Origin of the sequence: Luteimonas sp. MC1895 (genome assembly GCF_016457215.1) — a bacterium.
GTDB lineage: Bacteria > Pseudomonadota > Gammaproteobacteria > Xanthomonadales > Xanthomonadaceae > Luteimonas.
In genome coordinates, this window is the sequence record NZ_JAEMDY010000001.1 from 33,502 (window position 1) to 59,527 (window position 26,026).

At 71.8% G+C, this 26,026-nt stretch carries 16 protein-coding genes; 5 read left to right on the forward strand and 11 right to left on the reverse strand.

Going from position 1 to position 26,026, the window contains the following annotated elements; genetic code table 11:
* Nucleotides 1-252 precede the first annotated feature (252 nt).
* The 3 genes from gyrA (at nt 253) to pbpC (ending at nt 10,383) form a co-directional block, all read left to right on the forward strand.
* Entirely contained in the window at nt 253-2,949 is a 2,697-nt protein-coding gene (gyrA, locus tag JG616_RS00130) for a DNA gyrase subunit A (protein ID WP_199391314.1), read from the forward strand.
* 160 nt (nt 2,950-3,109) lie between these two features.
* The gene (locus JG616_RS00135) at nt 3,110-8,032 is read left to right on the forward strand and encodes an alpha-2-macroglobulin (protein WP_199391315.1); all 4,923 of its coding nucleotides are present in this window, start codon (nt 3,110-3,112) and stop codon (nt 8,030-8,032) included.
* Nucleotides 8,029-10,383, forward strand: a complete 2,355-nt coding sequence (gene pbpC / locus JG616_RS00140) for a penicillin-binding protein 1C (RefSeq protein WP_199391316.1) — start codon at nt 8,029-8,031, stop codon at nt 10,381-10,383. Before JG616_RS00135 ends, pbpC begins: the two co-directional genes overlap by 4 nt.
* Here pbpC and JG616_RS00145 read toward each other — a convergent pair.
* A complete protein-coding gene (locus tag JG616_RS00145; RefSeq protein WP_199391317.1) occupies nt 10,375-10,851 on the reverse strand; it encodes a peroxiredoxin in 477 nt (158 codons plus the stop codon). The two genes, pbpC and JG616_RS00145, sit on opposite strands and share 9 nt — an antisense overlap.
* Before the next feature lie 161 nt (nt 10,852-11,012).
* On the opposite strand from JG616_RS00145, the gene JG616_RS00150 reads away from it, so the two are divergent.
* A complete protein-coding gene (locus tag JG616_RS00150; RefSeq protein ID WP_199391318.1) occupies nt 11,013-11,921 on the forward strand; it encodes a DnaJ C-terminal domain-containing protein in 909 nt (302 codons plus the stop codon).
* Here the strand turns inward: JG616_RS00150 and pilH are convergent.
* The 9 genes from pilH to purB all read right to left on the reverse strand — a co-directional run bounded on the left by pilH (nt 11,896) and on the right by purB (nt 23,352).
* A complete protein-coding gene (gene pilH / locus JG616_RS00155) occupies nt 11,896-12,264 on the reverse strand; it encodes a twitching motility response regulator PilH (RefSeq protein ID WP_199362252.1) in 369 nt (122 codons plus the stop codon). The genes JG616_RS00150 and pilH overlap by 26 nt on opposite strands.
* Nucleotides 12,265-12,329: 65 nt before the next feature.
* The gene (locus JG616_RS00160; protein ID WP_199361958.1) at nt 12,330-13,322 is read right to left on the reverse strand and encodes a YhdH/YhfP family quinone oxidoreductase; all 993 of its coding nucleotides are present in this window, start codon (nt 13,320-13,322) and stop codon (nt 12,330-12,332) included.
* A gap of 60 nt (nt 13,323-13,382) precedes the next feature.
* Nucleotides 13,383-13,976: a TIGR00730 family Rossman fold protein gene (locus JG616_RS00165; protein WP_199361959.1), complete on the reverse strand. Its 594-nt coding sequence runs from the start codon at nt 13,974-13,976 to the stop codon at nt 13,383-13,385.
* Between the two features lie 103 nt (nt 13,977-14,079).
* Entirely contained in the window at nt 14,080-15,516 is a 1,437-nt protein-coding gene (gene lpdA, locus JG616_RS00170) for a dihydrolipoyl dehydrogenase (RefSeq protein WP_199361960.1), read from the reverse strand.
* Between the two features lie 14 nt (nt 15,517-15,530).
* Nucleotides 15,531-16,757 (reverse strand): dihydrolipoyllysine-residue succinyltransferase, encoded by a 1,227-nt coding sequence (gene sucB / locus JG616_RS00175; protein ID WP_199361961.1) that lies wholly within the window; start codon nt 16,755-16,757, stop codon nt 15,531-15,533.
* Nucleotides 16,758-16,792: 35 nt separating this feature from the next.
* Nucleotides 16,793-19,663 carry a 2-oxoglutarate dehydrogenase E1 component gene (locus tag JG616_RS00180; protein ID WP_199361962.1) on the reverse strand — a complete coding sequence of 957 codons (2,871 nt, stop codon included), beginning with the start codon at nt 19,661-19,663 and terminating at the stop codon, nt 16,793-16,795.
* Nucleotides 19,664-19,791: 128 nt separating this feature from the next.
* On the reverse strand, nt 19,792-20,700 hold the full coding sequence (locus tag JG616_RS00185; protein ID WP_199361963.1) for a GNAT family N-acetyltransferase: 909 nt from the start codon (nt 20,698-20,700) through the stop codon (nt 19,792-19,794).
* Nucleotide 20,701: 1 nt separating this feature from the next.
* A complete protein-coding gene (locus JG616_RS00190; protein WP_199391319.1) occupies nt 20,702-21,958 on the reverse strand; it encodes a cupin domain-containing protein in 1,257 nt (418 codons plus the stop codon).
* Between the two features lie 23 nt (nt 21,959-21,981).
* The gene (purB, locus tag JG616_RS00195) at nt 21,982-23,352 is read right to left on the reverse strand and encodes an adenylosuccinate lyase (RefSeq protein WP_199391320.1); all 1,371 of its coding nucleotides are present in this window, start codon (nt 23,350-23,352) and stop codon (nt 21,982-21,984) included.
* Between the two features lie 305 nt (nt 23,353-23,657).
* Here purB and JG616_RS00200 point away from each other — a divergent pair, with 305 nt between their 5' ends.
* On the forward strand, nt 23,658-25,013 hold the full coding sequence (locus tag JG616_RS00200; protein ID WP_199391916.1) for a class II fumarate hydratase: 1,356 nt from the start codon (nt 23,658-23,660) through the stop codon (nt 25,011-25,013).
* Nucleotides 25,014-25,052: 39 nt separating this feature from the next.
* Here the strand turns inward: JG616_RS00200 and JG616_RS00205 are convergent, their stop codons facing one another.
* Nucleotides 25,053-25,946: a universal stress protein gene (locus JG616_RS00205; protein WP_199391321.1), complete on the reverse strand. Its 894-nt coding sequence runs from the start codon at nt 25,944-25,946 to the stop codon at nt 25,053-25,055.
* Nucleotides 25,947-26,026: the final 80 nt, after the last annotated feature.

Below are 26,026 nucleotides of genomic sequence, written 5' to 3' on the forward strand. Positions count from 1 at the left end.
TGGCCCACGCCCCGGCCTTCGGACATGGATGTCTGAGGCCGGGCGGAGCACGCCCCCCGGCAACCCCCTCCCGCAGCGGAAACCCTCCCCGGAGCGCACCCGCAAACCACCCGCAAGTGCTTGATTTGAAGCAGGATCGGCCCCGCGTGAATGGCCGCGATGTGATAGAATCAACTGCTTCCGTCCGGCCTTTCGCGCGCCCTCCGCGCGCCTGCCCGTGGCGGATTCCCGAAATACTCTCAAAGGGTCACGATGGCCGAGCTCGCCAAGGAAATCATCCCGGTCAATCTCGAGGACGAGATGCGCCGCAGCTACCTCGATTACGCCATGAGCGTGATCGTCGGGCGCGCGCTTCCCGACGTCCGCGACGGACTGAAGCCGGTGCACCGGCGCGTGCTGTTCGCCATGACCGAGCTCGGCGCCCACAGCAACAAGCCGTACTACAAGTCGGCGCGCATCGTCGGTGACGTGATCGGTAAATACCATCCGCACGGCGACCAGTCGGTGTACGACACCCTGGTGCGCATGGCGCAGCCGTTCTCGCTGCGCTACATGCTGGTCGACGGCCAGGGCAACTTCGGCTCGATCGACGGCGACTCCGCGGCGGCCATGCGTTACACCGAGGCGCGCATGTCGCGCCTCGCGCACGAGCTGATGGCCGACATCGACAAGGAAACCGTCGATTTCCAGCCCAACTACGACGAGAAGGAGCTGGAGCCGACGGTCATGCCGACCCGGTTCCCGAACCTGCTGGTCAACGGCTCAGCCGGCATCGCGGTGGGCATGGCCACCAACATCCCGCCGCACAACCTGGGCGAGGTGATCGACGCGCTGATCGCGCTGATCGACAACCCCGAAATCGACATCGACGGCCTGATGGAATACATCCCGGGTCCGGACTTCCCCACCGGCGGCATCATCAACGGCGTGGCCGGCATCCACCTCGGCTACCGCACCGGCCGTGGCCGCGTGCGCATGCGCGCCAAGGCCGACATCGAGATCGCCGACAACGGCCGCGAGTCGATCATCGTCACCGAGATCCCCTACCAGGTGAACAAGGCGCGGATGATCGAGAAGATCGCCGACCTGGTGAAGGAGAAGAAGCTCGAGGGCATCAGCGAGCTGCGCGACGAGTCCGACAAGGACGGCATGCGCATCTACATCGAGATCAAGCGCGGCGATTCCGCCGAGGTGGTGCTGAACAACCTGTACCAGCAGACCCAGATGGAGTCGGTGTTCGGCATCAACATGGTGGCGCTGGTCGATGGCCGCCCGCGGCTATTGAACCTCAAGGACTTCCTCGAGGCCTTCGTGCGCCACCGCCGAGAGGTGGTCACGCGCAGGACCATCTTCGAGCTGCGCAAGGCGCGCAACCGCGCCCACATCCTCGAGGGCCTGACGGTCGCGCTCGCCAACATCGACGAGATGATCGAGCTGATCAAGACCTCCGACAATCCGCAGGTCGCCAAGGAGCGGATGCTGGCCCGGCTGTGGCAGCCCGGCCTGGTCGGTGCGCTGCTGGGGGCCGTCGGTGCCGAGGCCTCGCGTCCCGAGGACCTGCCGCAGGGCGTCGGCCTGCTGGGCGACGGCTACCAGCTGACCGAGGTCCAGGCGCAGCAGATCCTGGAGATGCGCCTGCACCGCCTGACCGGGCTGGAGCAGGAGAAGCTCACCGAGGAGTACAAGCTGCTGCTCGAGACCATCCGCGGCCTGATCGAGATCCTCGAGGATCCGGACGTGCTGCTGGAGGTGATCCGCACCGAGCTGCGCAACGTCAAGGAAGAGTTCGGCGACGCGCGCCGCAGCGAGATCCGCGCCAGCGAGGAAGACCTCGACATCCTCGACCTGATCGAGCCAGAGGACGTGGTGGTGACCGTCTCGCAGGCGGGCTACGCCAAGCGCCAGCCGGTCAGCGCCTATCGCGCGCAGAAGCGCGGCGGGCGTGGCCGCAACGCGGCGGCCACCCGCGACGAGGACTCCATCGCCCAGTTGTGGCTGGTGAACACCCATGACACGCTGCTGGCCTTCACCAGCCTGGGCCGCGTGTTCTGGCTGCCGGTGCACCAGCTGCCGGAAGCCGGCGCGAACGCGCGCGGCCGCCCGCTGGTGAACTGGATCCCGCTGGAGGAAGGCGAGAAGGTGCAGGCCGTCCAGCCGGTGCGCGAGTACCGCGAGGACCAGTACGTGTTCTTCGCCACCCGCCGCGGCACGGTCAAGAAGACCCCGCTGACGGAGTTCGCGTTCCGCCTGGCGCGCGGCAAGATCGCGATCAACCTCGAGGACGGCGATGCCCTGGTCGGCGCCGAGCTGACCGACGGCGGCCGCGACATCCTGCTGTTTGCGAGCAACGGCAAGGCGGTGCGCTTCGACGAGTCGGCGGTGCGCGCCATGGGCCGCACCGCGACCGGCGTGCGCGGCATCCGCCTGGCCGATGGCGAGTCGGTGGTCAGCCTGATCGTGGCCGATCCGGCCGACAGCGCCGAGGAGTTCGAGGGCGAGGACGAGGCCCTGGCCATCGACGGCGTCGAGCAGGCCGAGGCCGAGCGTGCCGGTGAGCCCGACGCCTATGTGCTGACCGCGACCGTGAATGGCTACGGCAAGCGCACGCGCCTGGCGGAATACCCGCGCAAGGGCCGTGGCACCCAGGGCGTGATCGGCATCCAGACCACCGAACGCAACGGTGCGCTGGTCGCCGCCGTGCTGCTCAGCCGCGAGGACGAGGTGCTGCTGATCTCCGACGGCGGCACCCTGGTGCGGACCCGTGCCGCCGAGGTCTCGGTGGTCAGCCGCAACACCCAGGGCGTGACGCTGATCCGCCTCGGCGAGGGCGAGCGCCTGCAGGCGATCGAGCGCGTCGACGGTTCGATCGGCGACGACGAGGACCTCGACGGTGCGGAAGCGGACGACGCCGACGGCGGTGTCGAGACCGTCGAGCCCGCGTCGGAGTAGGCCGAACCCGTCCGGTTGGCGAGCGGCCAGGCCATGCGCCTGGCCGCTTCTGTTTCGAAGCAGGCCGCTGCGCTGATTCCGACCCCGTTGCGCGCCGCCACGCGTTGTCGACCCGGATGCCGACGCTCCTATACTGCCGGCGACTCCCGGGGATGACGCGATGAAAGGATTCCACCGCTCGACCGGCCTGCGGCTGCTTGCCGTCGGTGCGGTGCTGCTGGCCGCCCTGGCCCTGGGCTGCAAGCGCAACGAGGGCGGGCAGCTGCCGGCTCCCAGCGGCGAAGCGATCGTCGGGCAACGCGCAACGGTCGAGGGCTTCGGCCTGGTGCGCGCCTGGCCGGACGAATCGGAAGGCTCGCTGGCGCTGGCCGTGGAGTTCTCGCAGCCCCTGGTCGGCACCCAGGACTTCGACCGGCTGCTGACCTTCGCCGAGCCGGTCGCCGACGGCAGCGCCTGGAGCCTGGACGAGGGCGGCACGGTGCTGCGCTTTCCCTTCGTCGAGGCCAATCGCGACTACACCCTGCGCATTTCGGCCGCGCTCACCGCCGCCGACGGCAGCACGCTGGGCCGGGACATCGAGCAGAAGGTCCACACCGGCGAGCTGAAGCCGGCCGCCGGCTTCGCCTCCCAGGGCAGCGTGCTGCCCGCGCGCGAGTCGCGCGGCCTGCCGGTGGTCTCGGTGAACGTGGCCGAGGTCGACGTCGAATTCCTGCGCGTGCGCGAATCCGAACTGCCGCGCTTCTTCTCCGAGTACCAGCGCGGCGGCCGCCGCAGCAGCTGGGAGCTGGAGAACCGCTACGGCAGCGCCCGCGGCGTGGCGCGCATGGCCGAGCCGGTCTACGTCAACCGCTTCGTGCTGGCCGGCGAGCGCAACGAGCGCGCGGTGACCTACCTGCCGCTGCAGGACATCGCCGAGCTGCAGCAGCCGGGCCTGTACTTCGCCAGCATGAAGCGCGCCGGCAGCTTCGAGGACATGTACGACACCGCGTTCTTCACCGTCAGCGACATCGGCCTGCACGTGCGCGCCTACGCCGACCAGCTGTTCGTGCACACCGCATCCCTGCAGGACGGCGCGGCCCTGGGCGGGGTCGCGCTGCGCGTGCTGGGCAAGGATGGCGAGCCGGTCTTCAAGGCCGAGACCGACGCCAACGGCAACGCGGTGCTGGCGCACGCGTTGGATGCGGCGCAGGTGCTGGTCGCGACCCGCGGCAGCGACATTTCGATGCTGCCCTTCAACCAGCCGGCGCTCGACCTGTCCGAGTTCGCGGTCGCCGGCCGGAAACAGGCGTGGTTCGACGTCTTCGCCTGGTCGGGCCGCGACCTGTACCGGCCCGGCGAGACCGTGCGCGTCTCGGCCCTGCTGCGCGATGCCGACGGCCGGCCCGTCCCGGCCCCGAAGGACGGCAAGGCGCAGCCGCTGTTCGCGCGGCTGAAGCAGCCCGACGGCAGGACCTTCGTCGAGTCGCGGCTGGAGGCCGGTCCCCAGGGCCATTACCGCTTCGAGAAGGCGATCCCCGCCGAGGCTCCCACCGGCCGCTGGCAGGTCGAATTCCGCACCGATCCCGCCAGCAAGGAGGTCGTGCAGGGCATGGCGCTGCGGGTGGAGGAGTTCCTCCCCGAGCGCATGAAGCTGGAGCTCGACAGCGCGCAGCCGCGCCTGTCCAGGGGCGACCCGCTGCGCCTTGCGGTCACCGGCGCCTATCTCTACGGCGCCCCCGCCGCCGGCAACCGGTTCACCGCGCGCCTGGCGGTCGCCGTGGAGCAGCATCCGGTCGAATCGATGCCGGGCTGGTTCTTCGGCGATCCGACGGTGTCGCTGCCGCGCGAGGCCAGCGACGTCGTCGACGCGACCCTGGACGCGTCCGGCAGGCTGACGCAGACGCTTGCGTTGCCTGCGGAAGTGCGCGGCGACACGCCGGTCTCGGTGGTGGTGGCCGGCAGCCTGTATGAGAGCGGCGGGCGCACGGTCAATCGCAGCCTCGAGCGCGTGCTGTGGCCGGCCGACGCCCTGGTCGGGATCCGCCCGCTGTTCGACGACGCCGAAGGCAGCGACGCCAACGCGCGCGCCGGCTTCGAGATCCTGCGCGTCGACGCCCAGGGCCGGCCCAGGCCGCTGGCCGGCATCGAGCTGACCCTGGTCCGCGAGCACCGCGACTACCACTGGAACTTCGACCAGGACGGAGGCTGGAGCTACAGCCATACCAGCCGCCACGAGGTCGTCGAAACGCGCACGGTCGACGCCGGCGCGAACGCGCAGCGCATCGACCTGCCGGTGGAATGGGGCGAGTACCGGCTCGAGGCGCGTGATCCGCAGACCGGCCTGGTGACCCGCTATCCCTTCCGCGCCGGGTGGAGCTGGAACGACGACAACCGCGGCCTGGACGCGCGGCCCGACAAGGTCAAGCTGGCGCTCGACCGCACCGGATACCGCGCCGGCGACACCCTGGAGGTCACGGTGACGCCGCCGCACGCGGGCAAGGGCCTGCTGCTGGTGGAAAGCGACCGGCTGCTCTACGTGCAGGCGATCGACGCACGCGCCGGCAGCACGTTCAAGGTGCCGGTGACCGCGGACTGGGAGCGCCACGACGTCTACGTGACCGCCCTGGTGTTCCGCGGCGGCAGCGCCGCAAGCAAGGTCACCCCGGCACGCGCCGTGGGCGTCGCCCACGTGCCGATGGCGCGCGGCGACCGCCGCGTGGCGGTGGGACTGTCGCTGCCGAAGCAGGCCAGGCCCGACCAGTCCCTGCGCGTCACCGTCGCGGCGCCCGCGCTCGCTGGGAAGACCGCGCACGCGACCGTGTCCGCGGTCGACCTTGGCATCCTCAACATCACCCGCTATCCGGTGCCCGATGCGCACGCGCACTTCTTCGCGCAGCGCCGCCTGGGCGTGGATGCGTACGACGTCTACGGGCGGGTGATCGAAAGCCTCGACGGCGGAACCGCGCGCCTGCGCTTCGGCGGCGACCAGGGGATGCTGGCGCTTCCGCAGTCGCGGCGGCCGACCGCGCGCGTGCAGACCGTGGACCTGTTCTCGGGGCCGGTGCAGCTGGATGCCAAGGGCAATGCGACCGTCGAACTGCGGCTGCCGGACTTCAACGGCACGCTGCGGGTCTCGACGCTGGTGTTCGCAGACGCCGCCTACGGCCATCGCGATGCGGAGCTGCTGGTACGCGCGCCGCTGGTGGCGGAGGCCAGCATGCCGCGGGTGATGGCGCCGGGCGACCGCGCCACGGTGACCCTGGACCTGGCGAACTACACCGGCAAGGCCGGTGACTTCCGCGTGCGCGTCGACGGCGTCGGGCCACTGCGGGTGGAGGAAGGCGTCCGCACCGTCGCGCTCCCCGCCGACGGCCGTTCGACGCTGTCCTTCCCGCTGCAGGCGCTGGACGGCCATGAAGTGGCCAGGGTGCGGGTGCGCGTCGATGGCCCGGGCGTGGCCGTCGACCGCGGCCATGATCTCCCGGTGCGCGCGCCCTGGCCGCAGGTGCTGCGCTCGCGCAGCCGTGTGCTCGACCCGGTGGCGCCCGTGGTGCTCGACCCGGCCCTCGCCGACGGCCTGCTGCCTGGCTCGGTGAACGCCCGGCTGGGCCTGGACGCGTCGCCGCCGATCACGTTCGCCGCCGCCCTGGACGGTGCGCTGCGCTATCCCTATGGCTGTGCCGAGCAGACCGCGAGCAAGGGCTATGCGGCGCTGGTGCTCGATGCGCCGACGGCTGCCGCCTGGGGCATGTCGCCGCTGCCGGGCGACGAGCGCCAGCGGCGCATGGAAGGCGCGCTGGGACGGCTGGCCGCGCTGCAGACCGGCTCCGGCCACTTCAGCATGTGGGGCGGCAGCGACCGGCCCGAGGCGATGCTGACGCCCTACGTCGCGGAGTTCATGCTCGATGCGCGCGAGGCCGGCTTCGACGTGCCCGAGGCGATGCTGCAGCGCGCGCTGGCGCGCCTGTCGGAAGACCTGCTGTCGGACGCCGAGCAGTTCTACGGGCGGGATCATCGTGCGCACCTGCGCCTGGCCTACAGGGCGCACGCGGGCTACGTGCTGGCACGGGTCAACCGCGCGCCGCTGGGCACCCTGCGCGCGCTGCACGACGGCGAGCGCAAGGCCGCGCAGGGCGCGATGCCGCTGGCGCACCTGGGCCTCGCACTGTCGCTGCAGGGTGACGCCAGGCGCGGCTCCCAGGCCCTGGACGAGGCCTTCGCCTGGAAGGGCGACCGCCCCGGCTGGCTGGGCGACTACGGCACGCCGCTGCGCGATGCCGCGCTGATGCAGGCCCTGGTGCGCAAGCACGACCTGTCCACGCCGGCGCGCACCGCCGGGCTGCGTGGGCTGGGCGCCGAGCTGGACGCGCGGCGCAAGGCACGCTGGTTCCATCTCAGCACGCAGGAGCAGGCCGCGATCGCACGCCTGGGGCGCGAGCTTGGCGGTGGCAGCGGCAGGACCTTCACCGCCACCCTCACCGAGGCCGGCATCGACGAGGCGCTGGGGCCACTGCGCCGCTTCTCGCGCGGCTACGGTCACGCCGCGCTCGTTGCCGGCGTGCGCCTTGCGCCGGTGGGCGAGGCGCCGCTGTACGCGAGCATGGACGTCGCCGGCATCCCGCGCGCGGCGCCGGCCGCCGACGACAGCGTGCTGCGCGTCGAGCGCCGCTGGTACACGACCGACGGCAAGCCCTGGACCCCGCGCGCCCTGCGCGAGGGCGAGGCGCTGGTCGCGCGCGTGACCCTGACCGCCGATCGCGACATGCCCGACGCGCTGCTGACCGACCTGCTGCCGGCCGGGCTCGAGGTGGAAAACATGAACCTCGGCGACGCCTCGACCTGGGCGGATGTCGTGGTCGGTGGCATCCGCCTCGCCGAGCGTGGCGACTCGGCCGACGTGGTGCACGAGGAGTTCCGCGACGACCTCTACGTCGCCGCGCTGCGCCTCGACGCCGGCCGCGCCGCCGACGTCTTCTACCTGGTGCGCGCGGTGACGCCTGGCGAGTACGCCGTGCCGCCGCCGCTCGCGGAGGACATGTACCGCCCCGAACTGCGCGGCGTGGGCCGCGCGCAGCCGGAGCGCCTGACCGTCGTCCAGCCATGACCGCGCCCCGCGCCCTCGCGATCCTGCGCTGGGGCACGGTCGCGCTGCTGCTCGTCCTGCTGGCGCTGGACCTGGCCTTTCCGCCGCCGCTGCCGGCGGCCGGCGACCACGCCACCCTGGTCACGGCCCGCGACGGCACGCCGCTGCGCGCCTTCGCCGACGCCGGCGGCGTCTGGCGCCATCCGGCCACCGAAGCCAGCGTCTCGCCGCTGTACATCGAGGCCCTGCTGGCCTACGAGGACCGCTGGTTCCGCCGCCATCCGGGGGTGAACCCCGTGGCCCTGCTGCGTGCGGCGTCGCAGGCGGCGTCGAGCCGCCGCATCGTCTCCGGCGGGTCGACCCTGACCATGCAGGTCGCGCGCATCCTCGAGCCGCACCGGCGCACGCCACTGGGCAAGCTCCGGCAGATCCTGCGCGCGCTGCAGCTCGAGGCGTGCCTGTCCAAGGCACAGATCCTCGCCCTGTACCTGGAACGCGCGCCGTTCGGCGGCACCATCGAGGGCGTCGAGGCCGCGAGCTGGGCCTACCTGGGCAAGCCGGCCGCACGCCTGTCGCATGCCGAGGCCGCGCTGCTCGCCGTGCTGCCGCAGGCGCCGACGCGGCTGCGCCCCGACCGCGAGCCGGAGGCCGCGCGGCGCGCGCGCGACAAGGTGCTGGCCCGCATGGCCTCCAGCGGGCGCTGGAGTCGCGCCGAGGTCGACGACGCGCGCATCGAGCCGGTGGTGGCCCGCGCGCTGCAGCCGCCGCTGTCCGCGGCCCTGCTGGCGGAACGCCTGCGCGCACGCGATCCCGGGGCGACGCGCATCGTCTCCAGCATCGATGCCGCCCTGCAGCGCACGCTCGAGGAGCGGCTGAGGGCCCACGTCGGCCCGCTGCCCGAACGCACCTCGGCCGCGCTGCTGGTCGTCGACAACGCCAGCATGGAAGCGCGTGCCTACATCGGCACCGCCGCATTCGGCGACCGCGCGCGCCTGGGCCACGTCGACATGGTGCGGGCCTGGCGTTCGCCGGGCTCGACGCTGAAGCCCTTCGTCTATGGCATGGCGCTCGACGACGGCCTGGTGCACGCGCAGAGCCTGCTGGTCGATGCGCCGCAGTCGTTCGGCGGCTACCGGCCGGGCAACTTCGACGCCGCCTTCAACGGCCCGGTGTCGGTGGCCGACGCGCTGCGCCTGTCCCTCAACGTGCCCGCGGTCGACATCCTCGACCGGGTCGGGCCGGCGCGCTTCGCGGCGCGCCTGGACCACGCCGGAATCGGCCTGCGCTTCCCGCGCGGCAGCCGGCCGAACCTGGCGCTGATCCTCGGCGGCACGGGCGCGCGTCTTGAGGACCTCGTCGGTGCGCACGCGGCGCTGTCACGCGGCGGGACCGCCGGGCGCGTGCGCTACACGCCGGCCGACCCGGTGGTCGAGCGCCGGCTGCTCTCGCCCGGGGCGGCGTGGATCGTGCACGAGGTCCTGGCCGCCAACCCGCGGCCGGGCGAGCGCGACGACACCTTCGATGCCGGCCGGCGCCCGCGCGTGGCCTGGAAGACCGGGACCAGCTACGGCTTCCGCGACGCCTGGGCGCTGGGCACCTCGCGCCGCTACACGGTGGGGGTCTGGGTGGGCCGGCCCGACGGGACGCCGCTGCCGGGCCAGTACGGCGCGGTCACCGCGCTGCCGCTGCTGTTCGAGGTCTTCGACAGCCTGCCCCGGCAGGCCGGCGATGCCGTGGGCCTTCCACAGCCGGCCACGGTCACGGCGCGCGCGGTGTGCTGGCCGCTCGGCACCGCCGCGGACGCACAGCCGGAAGGCGCCTGCCAGCGCCGCCTGGACGCCTGGGTCCTCGACGGGGCGGTGCCGCCCACGCTGCCCGAGCGCGACGTGCGCCGCTGGGGCGCAGGCCTGGAGCGGATCGAGGTGGATGTCGACAGCGGCCAGCGGCTGGGCGCGGACTGCCCCGCGCCCCATCGGCGCGGGGTGCGGCACGTGGCGCGCTGGCCGGCGCTGGCATCGCCCTGGCTGACCGCCAGCGAACGCGCCGCCGCGCGACTGCCGCCGCTCGCGCCCGACTGCGCCGACGATGGTCGCGCGGGCGCCATCGCGATGCACATCGAAGGGGTCAATGACGGTGCGTTGCTGCTGCGCGCGCCCGGATCGCTCCAGGGTCCGCGGCTGGCGCTGCGCGCGGTGGGCGCCGAGGGGGAGGTGCAGTGGCTGCTCAACGGCCGCTGGGTGGGCGCGACCCGCGGCAGCCAGCCGCTGTGGCGCGAGTTCGGCGAACCCGGCCGCCAGCAGCTGACCGCCCTGGCCGAGGGCGGCGCCTGGGCCAGCCTGGCCTTCGATGTCGCCCGAGGGCCCTCAGATTGAGGCGAGGACGTGCTCGGCCGAGGACACCTTGAACTCGCCCGGCGCCTCGACGAACAGCTGGCTGACCACGCCGTCCTCGGCATAGAGGGCGAAGCGCTTGCTGCGCACGCCCATGCCGTAGGCGCTGGCGTCCATCTCCAGGCCGAGTGCGCGGGCGAAGTCGCCGTTGCCGTCGGACAGCATGCGCAGGCCCTGCGGCACGTTCTGGCTCTCGCCCCAGGCCTGCATCACGAACGGATCGTTGACCGCCATGCAGGCGACCTCGACGCCGCGCTCGCGGAAGGCGTCGAAGTGCTCGACGAAGCCGGGCAGGTGGCGCTCGGAGCAGGTGGGCGTGAACGCGCCCGGGACCGCGAACAGCACCACCTTGCGGTGCGCGAACAGGGTCGGGGTATCGATCGTGTGCACGCCGTCGTCGATGTGCTTGAGCGTGACTTCGGGAATGGCGTCGCCGGGCTGGATGGGCATGGGGGCTCCGTATGCGCAGTGGGCGGCGACGGATTCGCGCGCCCTCGCCGCCATGGTGCCACGCCGCGATCCGGGGGGCTTGCCTTGCCGGCCCGGCGCCCCGATCTTGCTACCCTGCCGCGGCCCGGCGTGTCACCGGACGCCGCGCGAACGGAGTACGCATGCAGTTCAAGGATTACTACGCCGTCCTGGGCATCGAACCCAGCGCCGGCGACGCCGAAATCAAGACCGTCTACCGGCGGCTCGCGCGCAAGTACCATCCGGACGTCAGCAAGGAGTCCGACGCCGAGGATCGCTTCAAGGCGGTCAACGAAGCCTACGAGGCGCTGCGCGATCCGGAGCGCCGCAAGGCCTACGACCAGCTGCGCGCACGCGGCTACCGTCCCGGCGACGACATCCATCCGCCCCCGGGCGGCTTCGGCGGCCAGGGTGGCGGACCCGGCTTCGACTACGAAGAGGTGTTCGGCGGTGGAGGCGGCAACGGCGGCTTCAGCGACTTCTTCGAAAGCCTGTTCCGGCGCCAGGCGCAGCAGCAGCGCGGTGGCCCCGGCTTCGGTGGCCCGCCGCGCGGCGACACCCGCGCGCGCCTCGTCGTGCCGCTGGACACCGTCCACAAGGGCGGCGCGATGCGCATCGCGGTCAACGGCCGCACGCTCGACGTCAAGGTGCCGAGGGGCATCCGTCCGGGCCAGGTGATCCGCCTGGCGGGGCAGGGCGAACGCGGCGGGCACCTTCTGCTCGAAGTCGAGTACGCGACCGACGCACGCTTCGAGGTCGACGGCCGCAACATCCTCTACGCGCTGGAAGTCGCGCCCTGGGAAGCGGCGCTCGGCGCCAGCGTCAGCGTGCCGACCCTGGGTGGCACGGTGGAGCTGAAGGTGCCGGCGGGCTCCGAGGCGGGCCGGCGGCTGCGGCTGCGTGGCCGCGGGCTGCCGGGCAGCGGCGGGCTGGCCGATGGCGACCAGATCGTGGAGCTCGAGGTGCAGGCACCGGCTCCGCGCGACGAGGCGCAGAAGGCGGCCTACGAGGGCCTGCGCGAGGCGTTTACCCGCTCGCGATCGCCCGGCTGATCGTCTCCGACAGGTCGGTGTCGCTGAAGGGCTTGGTGATGTAGGCGCGCGCGCCCTGGCGCATGCCCCAGACCTTGTCGGTTTCCTGGTCCTTGGTGGTGACCAGCACGACGGGGATGTGCTTCGTTGCCGGGTCCCGGGTGATCGAACGCGTGGCCTGGAAGCCGTTGAGGTTCGGCATCACCACGTCCATCAGGATCAGGTCGGGGAGTTCACGCTTGGCGGCCTCGACGCCCGCGGCGCCGTCCTCCGCGGTCAGCGCTTCGTGGCCAAGGCTCTCCACGATGCGGCGGATGCCCATCAGCTGCGACGGCGAATCGTCGACGATCAGGATGCGCGCCATGTTGTCCCCCATTCAAGTCCGGCGATTGTAGCCGCAGCGACCGGGCCTGCAAACGCCGCCCTGCGCTACAGCCGGACCAGGGTGCGTCCGAGCGAGCCGCCGCCGAGCATGCCCTCGAACACGCCGGGGAGTTCCTCGAGCCCGACTTCGCGGGTGCAGATGCGCTCCAGGTGGCGCGGCTTCCAGTCGCCGCCCAGCCGCGCCCAGACCGCGTCGCGGATGTCGCGCGCGGTGCCGGCCGAGGCCACCCCGAGCAGCGAGACGCCGCGGATGATGAAGGGCATCACGGTCGCTGGCAGGTCGTGGCTGGCGGCGAGGCCCGCGCTGGCGACATTGCCGTAGGGGGCGGTCTGCGCCAGCAGGCTGGCCAGCATCGTCCCGCCGACGTTGTCCAGGCCGCCGCCGAAGCGCGCGGACTCCATCGGCCGCGTGGTGGCCAGGGCGTCGCGCCCGATCACCTCGCTGGCGCCGATGGCGCGCAGGTAGTCCACCTGCTCGGGCTTTCCGCTGACCGCGTGCACCTCGTAGCCGGCGCTGGCGAAGATGTCGACGGCGAGCGAGCCGACGCCGCCGGTGGCGCCGGTGACCGCCAGCGGGCCAAGGCCGGGATGCTGGCGGTTTTCGGTCATGCGCAGCAGGCCCAGCGCGGCGGTGAACCCGGCGGTGCCGAGCACCATCGATTCGCGCAGCGTCAGCCCGGCGGGAAGCCGTACCGCCCAGGCCGACTCCACCCGTGCGTACGCCGAGTACCCGCCGTCGCGGGTCTCGCTGAGTCCGCAGCCGGTGACCAGGACCTCGTCGCCCTCGCGGAAGCCCGGGTCGCGGGATGCGACCACGTGGCCGGCCACGTCGATGCCGCCGACCAGGGGGAAGCGGCGCAGGATCTTGCCCTTGCCGGTGCCGGCCAGCGCGTCCTTGAAGTTGACCGACGAGTACGCCGTGCGCAGCACGATCTCGCCGGGCGCCAGGTCGTCCAGGGCGATGTCCTCGATGCCGGCGCGATAGCCGGCGTCGTCGCTGTGGATGCGAAAGGCAGGGAACGTGTTCGGAACGGTCATGGGATCAGTCTCCTTCGCACGGCGCTCCTGCAATCAAGCCATGGGGTAGCGGGTGGCGGCTCAGCGCAGTTCGCGGGTGCGTTTCTCGTCCAGCCACTTCGAAGCCTGGGCGGGCTGGTAGGCCTGCATCCAGGCCAGCATGTCGTCGATGTCGCGGCCCGTCCACAGGTCCTCGCGCTGGCCGGGATGCAGGAAGCGGTCCTCGACCATGCGGTCCATCATCGCGATCAGCGGGGACCAGTAGCCGTCGACGTCGAGGATCGCGCAGGGCTTGTTGCCGATGCCCAACTGGCGCCAGGTGAGCATCTCGACGATCTCCTCCAGCGTGCCGAAGCCGCCCGGCAGCGCGACGAAGGCGTCGGCGAGGTCGAACATGCGCGACTTGCGCTCGTGCATGGAGCCCACCACCTCGAGCTCCGCGAGCCCCAGGTGCGCCACTTCCATGTCGACCAGCTGCTTCGGGATCACGCCGACCACGTCGCCGCCGGCCGCCAGCACCGCGTCGGCCACCGTGCCCATCAGGCCGATGTTGCCGCCGCCGTAGACCAGGCGGATGCCGTCCCGGGCCATGCGCGTGCCGAGCGCGATCGCGGCCTCGGCGTAGGCGGGGCTGGAACCACTGTTGGAACCGCAATAGACGCAGAGACTCTTCATGCCGTGGAAACCCGTGTGGAGCCGGAAAGGACGACGCCGGGCAGGGCCCGGCGCCGGTGTCGGAGGGTCGGGACGGGCGCCTGCCCGGCGTCCGCCCGCGGCCTCAGTTGGCCTTGTGGATCGCGCGCTTGTCCACCGCCATGGCGGCGTCGTGGATCGCTTCCGAGAGGCTGGGATGCGCATGGCAGATGCGGGCGAGGTCGTCGGCGGAGCCCTTGAACTCCATCGTCAGCACGCCTTCGTGCACGAGTTCGGACACATTCGCGCCGACTAGGTGCATGCCCAGCACGCGATCGGTTTCGGCGTGCGCCAGCACCTTCACGAAGCCCGCCGGCTCGACCATGGCCACCGCGCGGCCGTTGGCGGCGAAGGGGAAGCTGCCGGACTTGTACGGGATGCCCTCGTCCTTCAGCTGCTGCTCGGTCTTGCCGACCCAGGCCAGCTCCGGCTCGGTGTAGATCACCCAGGGGATGGTGTCGAAGTTGACGTGGCCGGGAAGGCCCGCGATCAGCTCGGCCACCGCGATACCTTCCTCGAAGCCCTTGTGCGCCAGCATCGGGCCGCGCACGCAGTCGCCCACGGCCCAGACGCCGTCGACGCCGGTGTGGCAGTGCGCGTCGACTTCGATCTGGCCGCGCTCGGTCAGCTTCACGCCGCTGCCCTCGGCCAGCAGGCCCTTGGACGCGGCCTTGCGGCCCACGGCGACCAGCAGCTTGTCGACGGTGATGGTCTCTTCGCCCTTCTTGTCGGCGAAGGTGACCTGGACTTCCTTCTTCTTGCCCTTGCCGGTGACTTCCGCCTTGGAGACCTTGGCGCCCAGGCGGATGTCCAGGCCCTGCTTCTTGAACTCGCGCGCGGCGACCTTCGACACCTCCGCGTCGGCCGCGGCCAGGAAGTCGGGCAGCGCTTCGAGGATCACGACCTCGGAGCCGAGGCGCTTCCACACGCTGCCGAGCTCCAGGCCGATCACGCCGGCGCCGATGACGGCCATGCGCTTGGGCACTTCGGTGAAGTCGAGCGCGCCGACGTTGTCGACGATGGTGTCGCCGTCGAACTTCGCGAACGGCAGCTCGATGGAATCCGAGCCAGCGGCGATGATCACGTTGGTGCCGGTCAGCTCGATCTCGCCGCCCTCGTGCTGCGCGACCTTGACCAGCCGGTCGGCGTGCAGGGTCGCGAAGCCGTAGTACGGCGTGACCTTGTTGGCCTTGAACAGCTGCGCGATGCCGCCGGTGAACTGCTTCACGATCGCGTCCTTGCGGCCGACCATGGTGCCGACGTCGATCTTCGCGTCCTTGGCGGTGATGCCGTGCTGTCCGAAGACATGCTGCAGGTTGTGGAACTGGCGCGAGGAATCCAGCAGCGCCTTGGACGGGATGCAGCCCACGCGCAGGCAGGTGCCGCCCAGGGCCGGCTTGCCGTCCTTGCCCAGGCCCGCGTCGATGCACGCGACCTTCATGCCCAGCTGGGCGGCGCGGATCGCGGCGTGGTAGCCGGCGGGGCCGGCACCGATGACGACGACGTCGAATTGTTCAGCCATGTCTGTTGCTCTCCTTACATGCCCAGGAGCATGCGGTGCGGGTTCTCGAGCTGGTCCTTGATGTCGACCAGGAACTGCACCGCGTCCTTGCCATCGATGATGCGGTGGTCGTAGCTGAGCGCGATGTACATCATCGGCGCCGCGACGACCTGGCCGTTCTCGACGATCGGGCGCTCCTTGATGGTGTGCATGCCGAGGATCGCGGACTGCGGCGGGTTGACGATCGGCGTCGACATCAGCGAGCCGAAGGTGCCGCCGTTGGTGATGGTGAAAGTGCCGCCCTGCAGGTCGTCCAGCGACAGCTTGCCGTCGCGCGCCTTCACGGCGTAGTCGCCGATCGCCTTCTCGACGTCGGCGAAGCCCATGCGCTCGACGTTGCGCAGCACCGGCGTCACCAGGCCGCGGTCGGTCGAGACCGCGATCGAGATGTCGGCATAGCCGTGATAGATGATGTCGTCGCCGTCGACCGAGGCGTTGACCACCGGGAACTTCTGCAGCGCGTTGGCGGCGGCCTTGGCGAAGAAGCTCATGAAGCCGAGCTTGACGCCGTGCTGCTTCTGGAACGACTCGCCCAGCTCCTTGCGCATGGCCATCACCTTGCCGAGGTTGACCTCGTTGAACGAGGTCAGCATGGCGATGGAGTCCTTGGACTGCATCAGGCGCTCGGCGATGCGCTTGCGGATGCGGGTCATCGGCACGCGCTCTTCCGGACGCGCGCCGCCCGATACGCCGGGCGTCTTGCCGGAGGCGTAGTTGACCAGGTCTTCCTTGGTCACCGCGCCGCGGCGGCCGGTGCCCTCGACCTGCGAAGGATCGATGCCTTGGGTCACGGCGGTGAAGCGCGCGCCCGGGGGCAGCTCGCCGGCGCCGCCGGAGACAGGAGCGGGACGGGTGGAGGCGGGCGCCTTGGCTTCTTCCTTCGCGGCTTCGGCCTTCGGCTGGACCTGCTCGGCCCCGGCGGCCGGGGCGGCCTTCGGGGCGTCGGCGGACTTCGCGGGCGCGGCGCCCGCCTCGATGATCGCGAGCACCTGCTGGCTGGTGACGGTGTCACCCTCGGCGTACTTCAGCTCCTTGATCACGCCCTCGACTGTCGAGGGAACCTCGAGCACGACCTTGTCGGTCTCGAGGTCGACGATGTTCTCGTCGCGCGCGACCGGGTCGCCCACCTTCTTGTGCCAGGTGGCGATGGTGGCGTCGGAAACGGATTCGGGGAGTACCGGTACCTTGATCTCGGTGGCCATGGTCTTGATGCGTCCTGGTCGTAATCGGTGTGGGGTCAGTCGGCGGCGAAGACGCTGCCGACGGGGGATGCAAGCGCGTCGTCGACCAGCTTCTGCTGCTCTTCGACGTGGTCGGCGAACAGGCCGACGGCAGGCGAGGGCGAGCGCGGGCGGCCGGCGTAGTGGAGCTCGAGGCCGGCCGGCACACAGGCCTGCAGGTGGTGGCGGATCTGGTACCACGCACCCTGGTTCTGCGGCTCTTCCTGGCACCAGACCACGTCGGTGGCCTTGCCGTAGCGGGCCAGCTCGGCGACCAGCGCTTCGCGCGGGAAGGGATAGAGCTGCTCGACGCGCACCAGGGCGACGTCGCCGCCGCCGCGCTTGTCGAGTTCCTCCAGCAGGTCGTAATAGACCTTGCCCGAGCACAGGACCACGCGCTTCACCTTCTTCGCGTCCGCCGAGGCGTCGCCGATGAGGTGCTGGAACCCGCCGGTGGCCAGCTCGTCCAGGGTCGACACCGCCAGCTTGTGGCGCAGCAGCGACTTGGGCGACATCACGATCAGCGGCTTGCGCGTGGTCATGCGCATCTGCCGGCGCAGCATGTGGAAGGCCTGGGCGGGCGTGGACGGCACGCAGACCAGCATGTTGTCGAGCGCGCACAGCTGCAGGAAGCGCTCCAGGCGCGCCGAGCTGTGTTCCGGGCCCTGGCCTTCGTAGCCGTGCGGCAGCAGCAGGGTCAGTCCGCTGATGCGGCCCCACTTGGCCTCGCCCGAGGCGATGAACTGGTCGATCACCACCTGGGCGCCGTTGGCGAAGTCGCCGAACTGGCCCTCCCAGATGCACATCGTGCTCGGGTCGGTGGTGGAGAAGCCGTACTCGTAGGCCATCACCGCTTCCTCGCTCAGCAGCGAGTCGATGACGGTGGCGCGCTCGGGTTCGTCCACGAGCGCGCGCAGCGGCAGGTGGTAGGTGTCGGTCTTCTGGTCGTGCAGGATCGCGTGGCGGTGGGTGAAGGTGCCGCGGCCGACGTCCTGGCCGACCAGGCGCAGGCCGAAGCCCTCGTCGAGCAGGGTGGCGTAGGCGAGGTTCTCGGCAAAGCCCCAGTCGGCAGGCGCGTCGCCGGCCGCCATCCTGCGGCGGTCCTCGTACACCTTGGCCACGCGCGCGTGCAGCTGCACGTCGTCGGGGATCGTGGTGATGGCGCGGGCGAGCTCCTTGAGCTTGCCTGCATCGACGGTCGTGTCCGCGCCGTCGGTGAGCTTGCCGGCGACGAGCGTGCCCCAGTCGACGAACAGGCGGCTTTCCGCCGGCGTCTTGCCGACCTCGGCCAGTTCGGTGGTGACCTCGCCCGAGTCGAGCTTGTCGCGGTAGCGGTCGACCAGCGCCTGGCCGCCCTTGTCCTCGAGCACGCCGGCGGCTTCGAGCTGCGTGGCGTAGAGCTCGCGGGTGGTCTTGTGCTTGCGGATCACCTGGTACATCACCGGCTGGGTGATCGCCGGCTCGTCGGCCTCGTTGTGGCCGTGGCGGCGGTAGCAGACCAGGTCGATCACCACGTCCTTGCGGAATTCCTGGCGGAAGTCGTAGGCCAGGCGCGCGGCGAAGGCGACCGCCTCCGGATTGTCGGCGTTCACGTGCAGCACGGGCGCGGCGATCATCTTGGCCACGTCGGTGCAGTACAGGGTGGAGCGGGCGTCCTCGCGGGCGCTGGTGGTGAAGCCGACCTGGTTGTTGACCACCACGTGCACGGTGCCGCCGACGGCGAAGCCGCGCGCCTGCGACATCTGGAACAGCTCCATCACCACGCCCTGGCCGGCGAAGGCCGCGTCGCCGTGGATCAGGATCGGCATCACCTGGCGGCGGTCGGCGTCCTTGCGGCGCTCCTGGCGCGAACGCACGGAACCGGCGACCACGGGATCCACGATCTCGAGGTGCGAGGGGTTGAACGCCAGGGCCAGGTGCACCGGGCCGCCGTCGGTGGCGACGTCGGCCGAGAAGCCCATGTGGTACTTCACGTCGCCGGCGTGGGCCAGCGCGTTGTGCTCGAACTTGCCTTCGAACTCGTCGAACAGCCGGCGCGGGCTCTTGCCGAGCGTGTTGACCAGCACGTTGAGGCGGCCGCGGTGGGCCATGCCGATCACGATGTCCTTCACGCCGTCGCTGCCGGCGCGGCGGATCACGGTGTCGAGCAGCGGGATCAGCGAGTCGCCGCCCTCGAGCGAGAAGCGCTTCTGGCCGACGTACTTGGTGTGCAGGTAGCGCTCGAGACCCTCGGCCGCGGTCAGGCGCTCGAGGATGCGCTGCTGCTCGTCGGCGGTCAGGCTGTAGCGGCCGCCGGCCTGCTCCATGCGCTCGTACATCCAGCGGCGCTGCTCGGCTTGCGGGATGTGCATGAACTCGGCGCCGATCGGGCCGGCATAGGTCGCACGCAGCAGCGCGAGCAGGTCGCGCAGGCGCATGCGCGCGGCGCCGCCGAAGGTGCTGGTGCCGCCGCCGGGTCCGGTGGCGAACTCGGTGTCGAGGTCGGCGTCGGACAGGCCGTGGAAGGGCAGTTCGAGGTCCGGCGCGTCGATCTTCTCGGCCATGCCCAGCGGATCGGTGTCCGCCTGCAGGTGGCCGCGCGAGCGGTAGGCGGTGATCAGCTTGAGCACCGAGCCCTGCTTGCGCTGGGCCTCGAGGTCGCCGCCACTGGCCCCGCCGGTGGTGACCACGCCCGCCTTCGCCTCGCGGCCGGCGCGCGCGACCGCGTCCATGACCACCGAGTGGGGAACGTCACCCGCTTCGCGGCCCTTGAAGCCGTCGAACCAGGCTTTCCACGTGGCGCCGACGCTGTCGGAGTCCACGAGGTACTGCTCGTACAGGTCCTCGATATAGGCGGCATTGGCGCCGAGTTCGGAAGACTGCGCAAACTGCTTCAATAGATTGGCCACGATGGCGTCGGAGAGCTCAGGAAGGAGGGGGAGGGAAGCCGTGCCCGCCGTGCGGCACTGGCGCGTTGCCTGTTCAGGCGATGGATCCGCTCAATTATAGCCCCGACCGCGCGACGAAGCGGCGCGCATCAGATGCCGAGCACGCGGAATTCGCTGCAGGCGCGCGCGCGCTCCCAGAACGGATCGAAGACGCCGCGCAGGTGCCGCGCGCGGCCCGGCCCGTCCAGCCGCGTCTCGCCTTCCCAGCGGTTGCCCAGCGGGCGGAACAGGTGGCCGCCGCCGTCATTGGCGATGAAGGCCGACGGAAAGGCGCGGTCGACCTGCTCCTCGATGGCGCGGAAGGCGATCGCGCTGGGCAGGCGCTGGCCGAGCGCGACCAGCGGCGCCAGCGCCCGGCGCGGCGCGGCCGGATCCTGCAGCAGGATGCGGATGTTGCACTGCCCGCGCGTTGCCACCTGGCGCAGGGCGTCGACCACATCGGCCTGGTCGAGCAGTCCGGGGTCGAGTTCGCGCGTATAGATGTCGAGCTGGCGCCGCGCGCCGCCGACCACGCCGAGGGTGGCGGCGATCGCCGCGGCGCGCGATTCGACCAGGTTGAGCGCGTCGATCAGCAGCCGCATCCCCTGGTGCTCGATGCCGGCTTCCTGGAAGCGCTCGCCGACCGGCAGGAAGCCGGCCCGGGCGTAGAAGCCGATCGCGCTGGCCTGGGCGTGCAGCGAGACCTCGCGCCAGCCGAGGCTGCGCGCCTGGTCGACCAGTGCCGCAAGCAGCGCTTCGCCGACGCCGCGGCCGCGCCACCCGGGCAGCACCGCCATCCGGCCGATGGTTCGCGTGGGCGTCAGCCGGCCAGTGCCGATCGGCGCGCCGTCGGCGTCGCGGGCGATGACGTGGTGGCAGGCCGGATCCAGTTCGTCCCATTCCAGGGCCAGGGGCACGCCCTGTTCCTCGACGAAGACGGCTTCGCGCACGCGGCGCAGCTCGGGCAGGCCCTGCGCGTAGTCGCAGGACTGGATCCGGAACGCCTCGCCGTCGCGCATGTCAGTCTCCCCGGTCGTCCGGATCGCGTGTGTCGGTGTCTTCCAGGCGGTAATGGCCCTCGGCCATCAGGCCCGCCACGCAGTCGCGGCCGGCGGCCGACAGGCTGTTCCACGCGGCCGCGTCCAGCAGGTCGGTGGCCGCCAGGCGCCGGGCATCGGCCACGGGCAGGCGCCAGGACTGGCCGGCCACGTACAGGCTGGCGCCCTTGGCCGCGCGCCGCCAGGCCACCCGGGTCCAGGGGTAGCGGGCGAGCACGAGGCCGTCGTCCAGGGCCTGGCCGAGCTGGCCGGGGTCGGGCACCCCGCCCTCGGCGCGATCGGCGCCCGGGCCGGTGCCCGGGCCGGCCGCGGCGCGGTAGACGGTGATGAAGCGGCCGAACCAGTCGCCCAGGGCGTCGGCGTCGGCCATGCGCACCGCGTTCAGGGCCTCGACCACGCGCGCCATTGCCGCGGCGTCGATCTCCCAGGGATCCTTCGCCGCCTCCAGGGCCGGGTCGGCGTAGCGCAGCGCCTCGTCGGCCTCGGCGGCCAGGGTGTCGACGTAGTCGCCCATGAGCTCGGCCACCGAGGGTGCGCGCATGCCCAGCGAGAAGGTCAGGCAGGGGTCCTCGGCGACGCCGTGGTGCGGGACCAGCGGCGGCAGGTACAGCATGTCGCCTGGCTCCAACACCCAGTCGTGGGTCGGCGAGAAGTCGCGCAGCAGCTTGATCTCGGCGTCGTCGCGGAAATCCAGGGCGGGCGTGCCGCGGCCCATGGCGTCGGAGGCATCGATCTGCCAGCGGCGGTGGCCCATGGCCTGCAGCAGGAAGACGTCGTAGTGGTCGACGTGCGCGCCCACCGACCCGCCGGTGGCGGCGAAGCTGACCATCACGTCGTCCACGCGCCAGCGCGGCAGGAAGTTGAAGGCCGGCAGCAGGGCGGCGATGTCCGGATCCCACTTGTCCATGTCCTGCACCAGCAGGGTCCAGTCGCGGTCGCCCAGCCCCGGGAAGAGCTCTTCCGGGAACGGGCCGCTGCGCACGGTCCAGGCGTCGCGGGCGCGGTCATGCTGGATCAGGCGCGCGAGCACGCCCTCCTCGCAGGCCAGTCCGGCCAGGTCCTCGGGCTCCACCGGCGAGACATAGCCCGGGAAGGCACCGCGGACCAGCAGCGGGCGCTTGTGCCAGTAGTCGCGCAGGAAGGCGCGCGGGGCCATGCCCAGCGGCTGGCCGGGGCGGGCCTGGACCTCGAAGGGAAGGGAGGAGGGGCGCTTGGCCATGTCGGGGTCCTGTCGTGGGGCGGTCAGACGGTGCGGGCCTGGGCTTCCGCCAGGCCGGTATAGCCGCCGGGGGTGAGCTCGAGCAGGCGCTGGCGCTCGGCTTCGGGCAGTTCGAGGCCGGTGATGAAGGCGCGCATGGAGGCGGCATCGATGCCCTGGCCGCGGGTCAGCGCCTTGAGCTGTTCATAGGGGCTGGGCAGGCCATGGCGGCGCATCACCGTCTGCACGGCTTCGGCCAGCACTTCCCAGGCCGCGTCAAGGTCGGCGGCCAGGCGCTCGTGGTTGGCGCTGAGCTTGCCGAGCCCGCGGCCCAGCGCGTCGAAGCCGATCAGGGCGTGGCCGAAGGCGGTGCCGACCGCGCGCAGCACGGTGGAATCGGTGAGGTCGCGCTGCCAGCGGCTGACCGGCAGCTTGGTGGCGAAGTGCTCGAACAGCGCGACCGCGATGCCGAAGTTGCCCTCGGCGTTCTCGAAGTCGATCGGGTTGACCTTGTGCGGCATGGTCGAGCTGCCGACTTCGCCGGCCTTGACCGCCTGGCGGAAGTAGCCCAGCGAGATGTAGCCCCAGACGTCGCGACACAGGTCGATGCAGATGGTCGCGATGCGCTTCATCACGTCGGCGATCTCGGCCACGCAGTCGTGCGGTTCGATCTGGGTGGTGTAGGGATTGAAGTCCAGGCCCAGCGATTCGACGAAGCGGCGCGAGAACGCGGGCCAGTCGACGTCGGGATAGGCCGCCACGTGGGCGTTGTAGTTGCCGACGGCGCCGTTGGCCTTGCCGGTCAGCGACACCGCCACCAGCTGGGCGCGCTGGCGCTCGAGGCGCGCCACCACGTTGGCGATCTCCTTGCCGACGGTGGTCGGCGAGGCGGTCTGGCCGTGGGTGCGCGAGAGCATCGGCACGCCGGCCAGTCCGTGGGCCATGCCGCGCAGGGTGGCGGTGACGGCGTCCAGCGCGGGCAGCATGACGTCGCGGCGGGCGGCGTCGAGCATCAGGCCGTAGGCCAGGTTGTTGATGTCCTCGCTGGTGCAGGCGAAGTGGACGAATTCCAGCGCGGGCCCCAGCTCGGCGTCGTCGGCCAGACGTTCCTTGATGAGGTACTCGACCGCCTTGACGTCGTGGTTGGTGGTGCGCTCGATCTCCTTCACCCGGGCGGCATCGGCGGAGGTGAAGCCATCGGCCAGTGCCCGCAGGCGCGCCGCGGCGGCGTCGCCGAAGGCGGGCAGCTCGGGAACGCCGGGTTCGGCGGCAAGGGCCAGCAGCCATTCGATCTCGACGCGCACGCGGGCGTGGATCAGGCCGAACTCGGAGAACACCGGTCGCAGGGCCTCCACCTTGCCGGCATAGCGGCCATCGAGCGGGGACAGGGCGAGCAGGGGGTCGAGGGCGGGCATGGCGGGCGGTCTGGGGGGGAGGCCGTTCATTCTAACCGGGTGGGGTCGGGCCTCTCCGGGTCGGCTTCGTGCGGACGCGTGCCGCTGCGGGGTCGGGATGGACCGGCGCATCAGCCATCCATGGCTGAAGCGCCTTCCGCGCACATCCATGTGCGCTGTCCATCCCGACCCCGCAGCGTCCCGCTCTCGCGGGCGCCGGCATTTCGGCTTCGGTGAGAGGTGGTACGGGCGGCGGCGTATCCTGCGGGGAAAACCCGTTGGAGGATGCCGTGGGCAGCAAGGAGTTCCGGATCGAGCGCGACAGCATGGGCGAACTGCAGGTGCCGGCCGATGCGCTGTGGGGCGCGTCGACCCAGCGCGCGGTGGAGAATTTCCCGGTCAGCGGGCGGCCGATGCCGCGTGGCTTCATCCGCGCCCTGGGGCTGGTGAAGGCGGCCGCGGCCGAGGCGAACGCGGGCTTCGGCTTGCTGCCCAAGGGCTTGGCGGCGTCGATCCGCAAGGCGGCGCGCGAGGTCGCAGCCGGCCAGCACGACGCGCACTTCCCCGTCGACGTCTACCAGACCGGGTCGGGCACCTCATCGAACATGAACGCCAACGAGGTGATCGCCACGCTGGCGACCCGCGCGGGGCGCAAGCCGGTGCATCCGAACGACCACGTGAACCTGGGGCAGAGCTCCAACGACGTGGTGCCGACGGCGCTGCGCGTGTCGGCGCAACTCGCGGTGGTCGAGGAGCTGCTGCCGGCCCTGAAGCAGCTGCGCGGCAGCATCGACCGCAAGGGCCGGTCGCTGGCCAAGGTGGTCAAGACCGGGCGCACGCACCTGATGGATGCGATGCCGCTGACCTTCGCCCAGGAGTTCGGTGCCTGGTCGGCGCAGCTGGCGTCGGCCGAGGCGCGCTTCGCCGATACGCTCAAGCGGCTGCGGCGGCTGCCGATCGGCGGGACGGCGATCGGGACCGGGATCAACGCCGATCCGCGCTTCGGCCAGGCGGTGGCCCAGGCCCTGTCCGACGCGACCGGCACGCGCTTCGAGTCCGCCGCGGACAAGTTCGAAGGCATCGCCTCGCAGGACGATGCGGTGGAGCTGTCGGGCCAGCTCAATGCGCTGGCGGTGGCGCTGATCAAGATCGCCAACGACCTGCGCTGGATGAACGCCGGGCCGCTCGCCGGCCTGGGCGAGGTGGAGCTGCCGGCGCTGCAGCCGGGCAGCTCGATCATGCCGGGCAAGGTCAATCCGGTGATCCCGGAGGCGACGGTCATGGCCTGCGCCCAGGTCATGGGGCACCACGTGGCGGTCACGGTCGCCGGCCAGACCGGCAACTTCCAGCTCAACGTGGCGCTGCCGCTGATCGCCAGCAACCTGCTGGAGTCGGTGGGCCTGCTGTCGGCGGTGTCGCGGCTGCTGGCGGACCGGGTCATCGACGGCCTGACGGTGCGCCGCGACGTGGTGGAGGCCGCTCTCGGGCGCAATCCGATCCTGGTGACCGCGCTCAACCCGGTGATCGGCTACGAGAAGGCGGCGGCGATCGCGAAGCAGGCCTACCGCGAAGGCCGGCCGGTGCTGGACGTGGCGGTCGAAGCCACCGGGCTGCCGGAGGCCAGGCTGCGCGCGCTGCTCGATCCGCTGGCGCTGACCCGCGGCGGCATCCGCGGCGACTGAGCGCGACGCCGCGTCCGTCGCCCCCTGCCGGGGCGGCGGTCACGCGTCCCGGCGGGCCTTCGGCTCCGGCACCAGGAGGGTGTCGCAGGGGCTCGCGTCGAGGATTCCGCGCGCGACGCTGCCGATCAGCAGGTGGAACAGCGCGCCGCGGCCCTCGCAGGCCGCCACCACGAGGTCGGCGTCGACGGCCAGCGCGTGCTCGGCCAGGCGCACCGCGGCGTCGCCGTGGGCGGTGGCGGCGGGCAGGTCGGCGTGGCCCGCCGCGTCCAGGAACCGGCGCGCCGCGTCCAGCGTCGCATCACGCGCATCGTCGACGCCCCCATCGCGGTCCCCGTCGCGCAGGCCCAGGTAGGGCACGTCGAAGGCGGTGAACAGGCTGGCGGCGGTATCGGGAAACAGCGCGCGGGCGACGTCCAGGGCGCGTGCCGACGGCGGGCTCAGGTCGCTCGCCACCAGCACCCGCGCGTAGGGCGCGTGCGCGCGATCGCGCACCACCAGCAGCGGCAGGCCGCCGTGCCGGACCAGCCAGTCCACGGTGCTGCCGAGCAGGTGGCGACCGAAGAAGGCGTCGTGGGCCACGCCGGTGACCAGCAGGCTGCAGCCGGTCTCGTCGGCCACCGCATCGATGCATTCGCCGACCCGGCCTTCGCGGACCAGCAGTTCAAGGTCCAGGCCCTCCGCGGCGGGGCCGATGTCGCGGCGCAGGCGGGCCGCGGCGCGCAGCGCGACCTCGCTGGCCTGCACCGGCAGCGCCTGGCCTGGCTGCAGCGGCGGCGCCGGGGGCGGCTCGACCACGGTCAGCACGACCAGCCTGGCCGCCCAGTCCCGCGCGAGTGCGACGGCCCGGTCGAGCGCGCGGTCGCAGCGCCCGTCGAGGTCGGTGGCGAGCAGGATGGCGCGCGGCGCGCCGGGCTTCCAGACGATGTCGCGCATGCAGTCCCCGGATCGGTCGCCACGCCGCCGGCTGCGGCATGGCCTCGCCCGAGTCTAGCGGCAGCCGCGGAGCCTTGCCC

What these genes read in the sequence shown, in the direction of transcription:
- JG616_RS00205 (WP_199391321.1), bottom strand. Translation starts at nt 25,946, where the DNA reads ATGCGCGACATCGTCTGGAAGCCCGGCGCGCCGCGCGCCATCCTGCTC.
- JG616_RS00160 (WP_199361958.1), bottom strand. Translation starts at nt 13,322, where the DNA reads ATGACCGTTCCGAACACGTTCCCTGCCTTTCGCATCCACAGCGACGAC.
- pbpC (WP_199391316.1), top strand. Translation starts at nt 8,029, where the DNA reads ATGACCGCGCCCCGCGCCCTCGCGATCCTGCGCTGGGGCACGGTCGCG.
- gyrA (WP_199391314.1), top strand. Translation starts at nt 253, where the DNA reads ATGGCCGAGCTCGCCAAGGAAATCATCCCGGTCAATCTCGAGGACGAG.
- JG616_RS00135 (WP_199391315.1), top strand. Translation starts at nt 3,110, where the DNA reads ATGAAAGGATTCCACCGCTCGACCGGCCTGCGGCTGCTTGCCGTCGGT.
- pilH (WP_199362252.1), bottom strand. Translation starts at nt 12,264, where the DNA reads ATGGCGCGCATCCTGATCGTCGACGATTCGCCGTCGCAGCTGATGGGC.
- JG616_RS00190 (WP_199391319.1), bottom strand. Translation starts at nt 21,958, where the DNA reads ATGGCCAAGCGCCCCTCCTCCCTTCCCTTCGAGGTCCAGGCCCGCCCC.
- JG616_RS00145 (WP_199391317.1), bottom strand. Translation starts at nt 10,851, where the DNA reads ATGCCCATCCAGCCCGGCGACGCCATTCCCGAAGTCACGCTCAAGCAC.
- JG616_RS00200 (WP_199391916.1), top strand. Translation starts at nt 23,658, where the DNA reads ATGGGCGAACTGCAGGTGCCGGCCGATGCGCTGTGGGGCGCGTCGACC.
- sucB (WP_199361961.1), bottom strand. Translation starts at nt 16,757, where the DNA reads ATGGCCACCGAGATCAAGGTACCGGTACTCCCCGAATCCGTTTCCGAC.
- JG616_RS00150 (WP_199391318.1), top strand. Translation starts at nt 11,013, where the DNA reads ATGCAGTTCAAGGATTACTACGCCGTCCTGGGCATCGAACCCAGCGCC.
- purB (WP_199391320.1), bottom strand. Translation starts at nt 23,352, where the DNA reads ATGCCCGCCCTCGACCCCCTGCTCGCCCTGTCCCCGCTCGATGGCCGC.
- JG616_RS00165 (WP_199361959.1), bottom strand. Translation starts at nt 13,976, where the DNA reads ATGAAGAGTCTCTGCGTCTATTGCGGTTCCAACAGTGGTTCCAGCCCC.
- lpdA (WP_199361960.1), bottom strand. Translation starts at nt 15,516, where the DNA reads ATGGCTGAACAATTCGACGTCGTCGTCATCGGTGCCGGCCCCGCCGGC.
- JG616_RS00185 (WP_199361963.1), bottom strand. Translation starts at nt 20,700, where the DNA reads ATGCGCGACGGCGAGGCGTTCCGGATCCAGTCCTGCGACTACGCGCAG.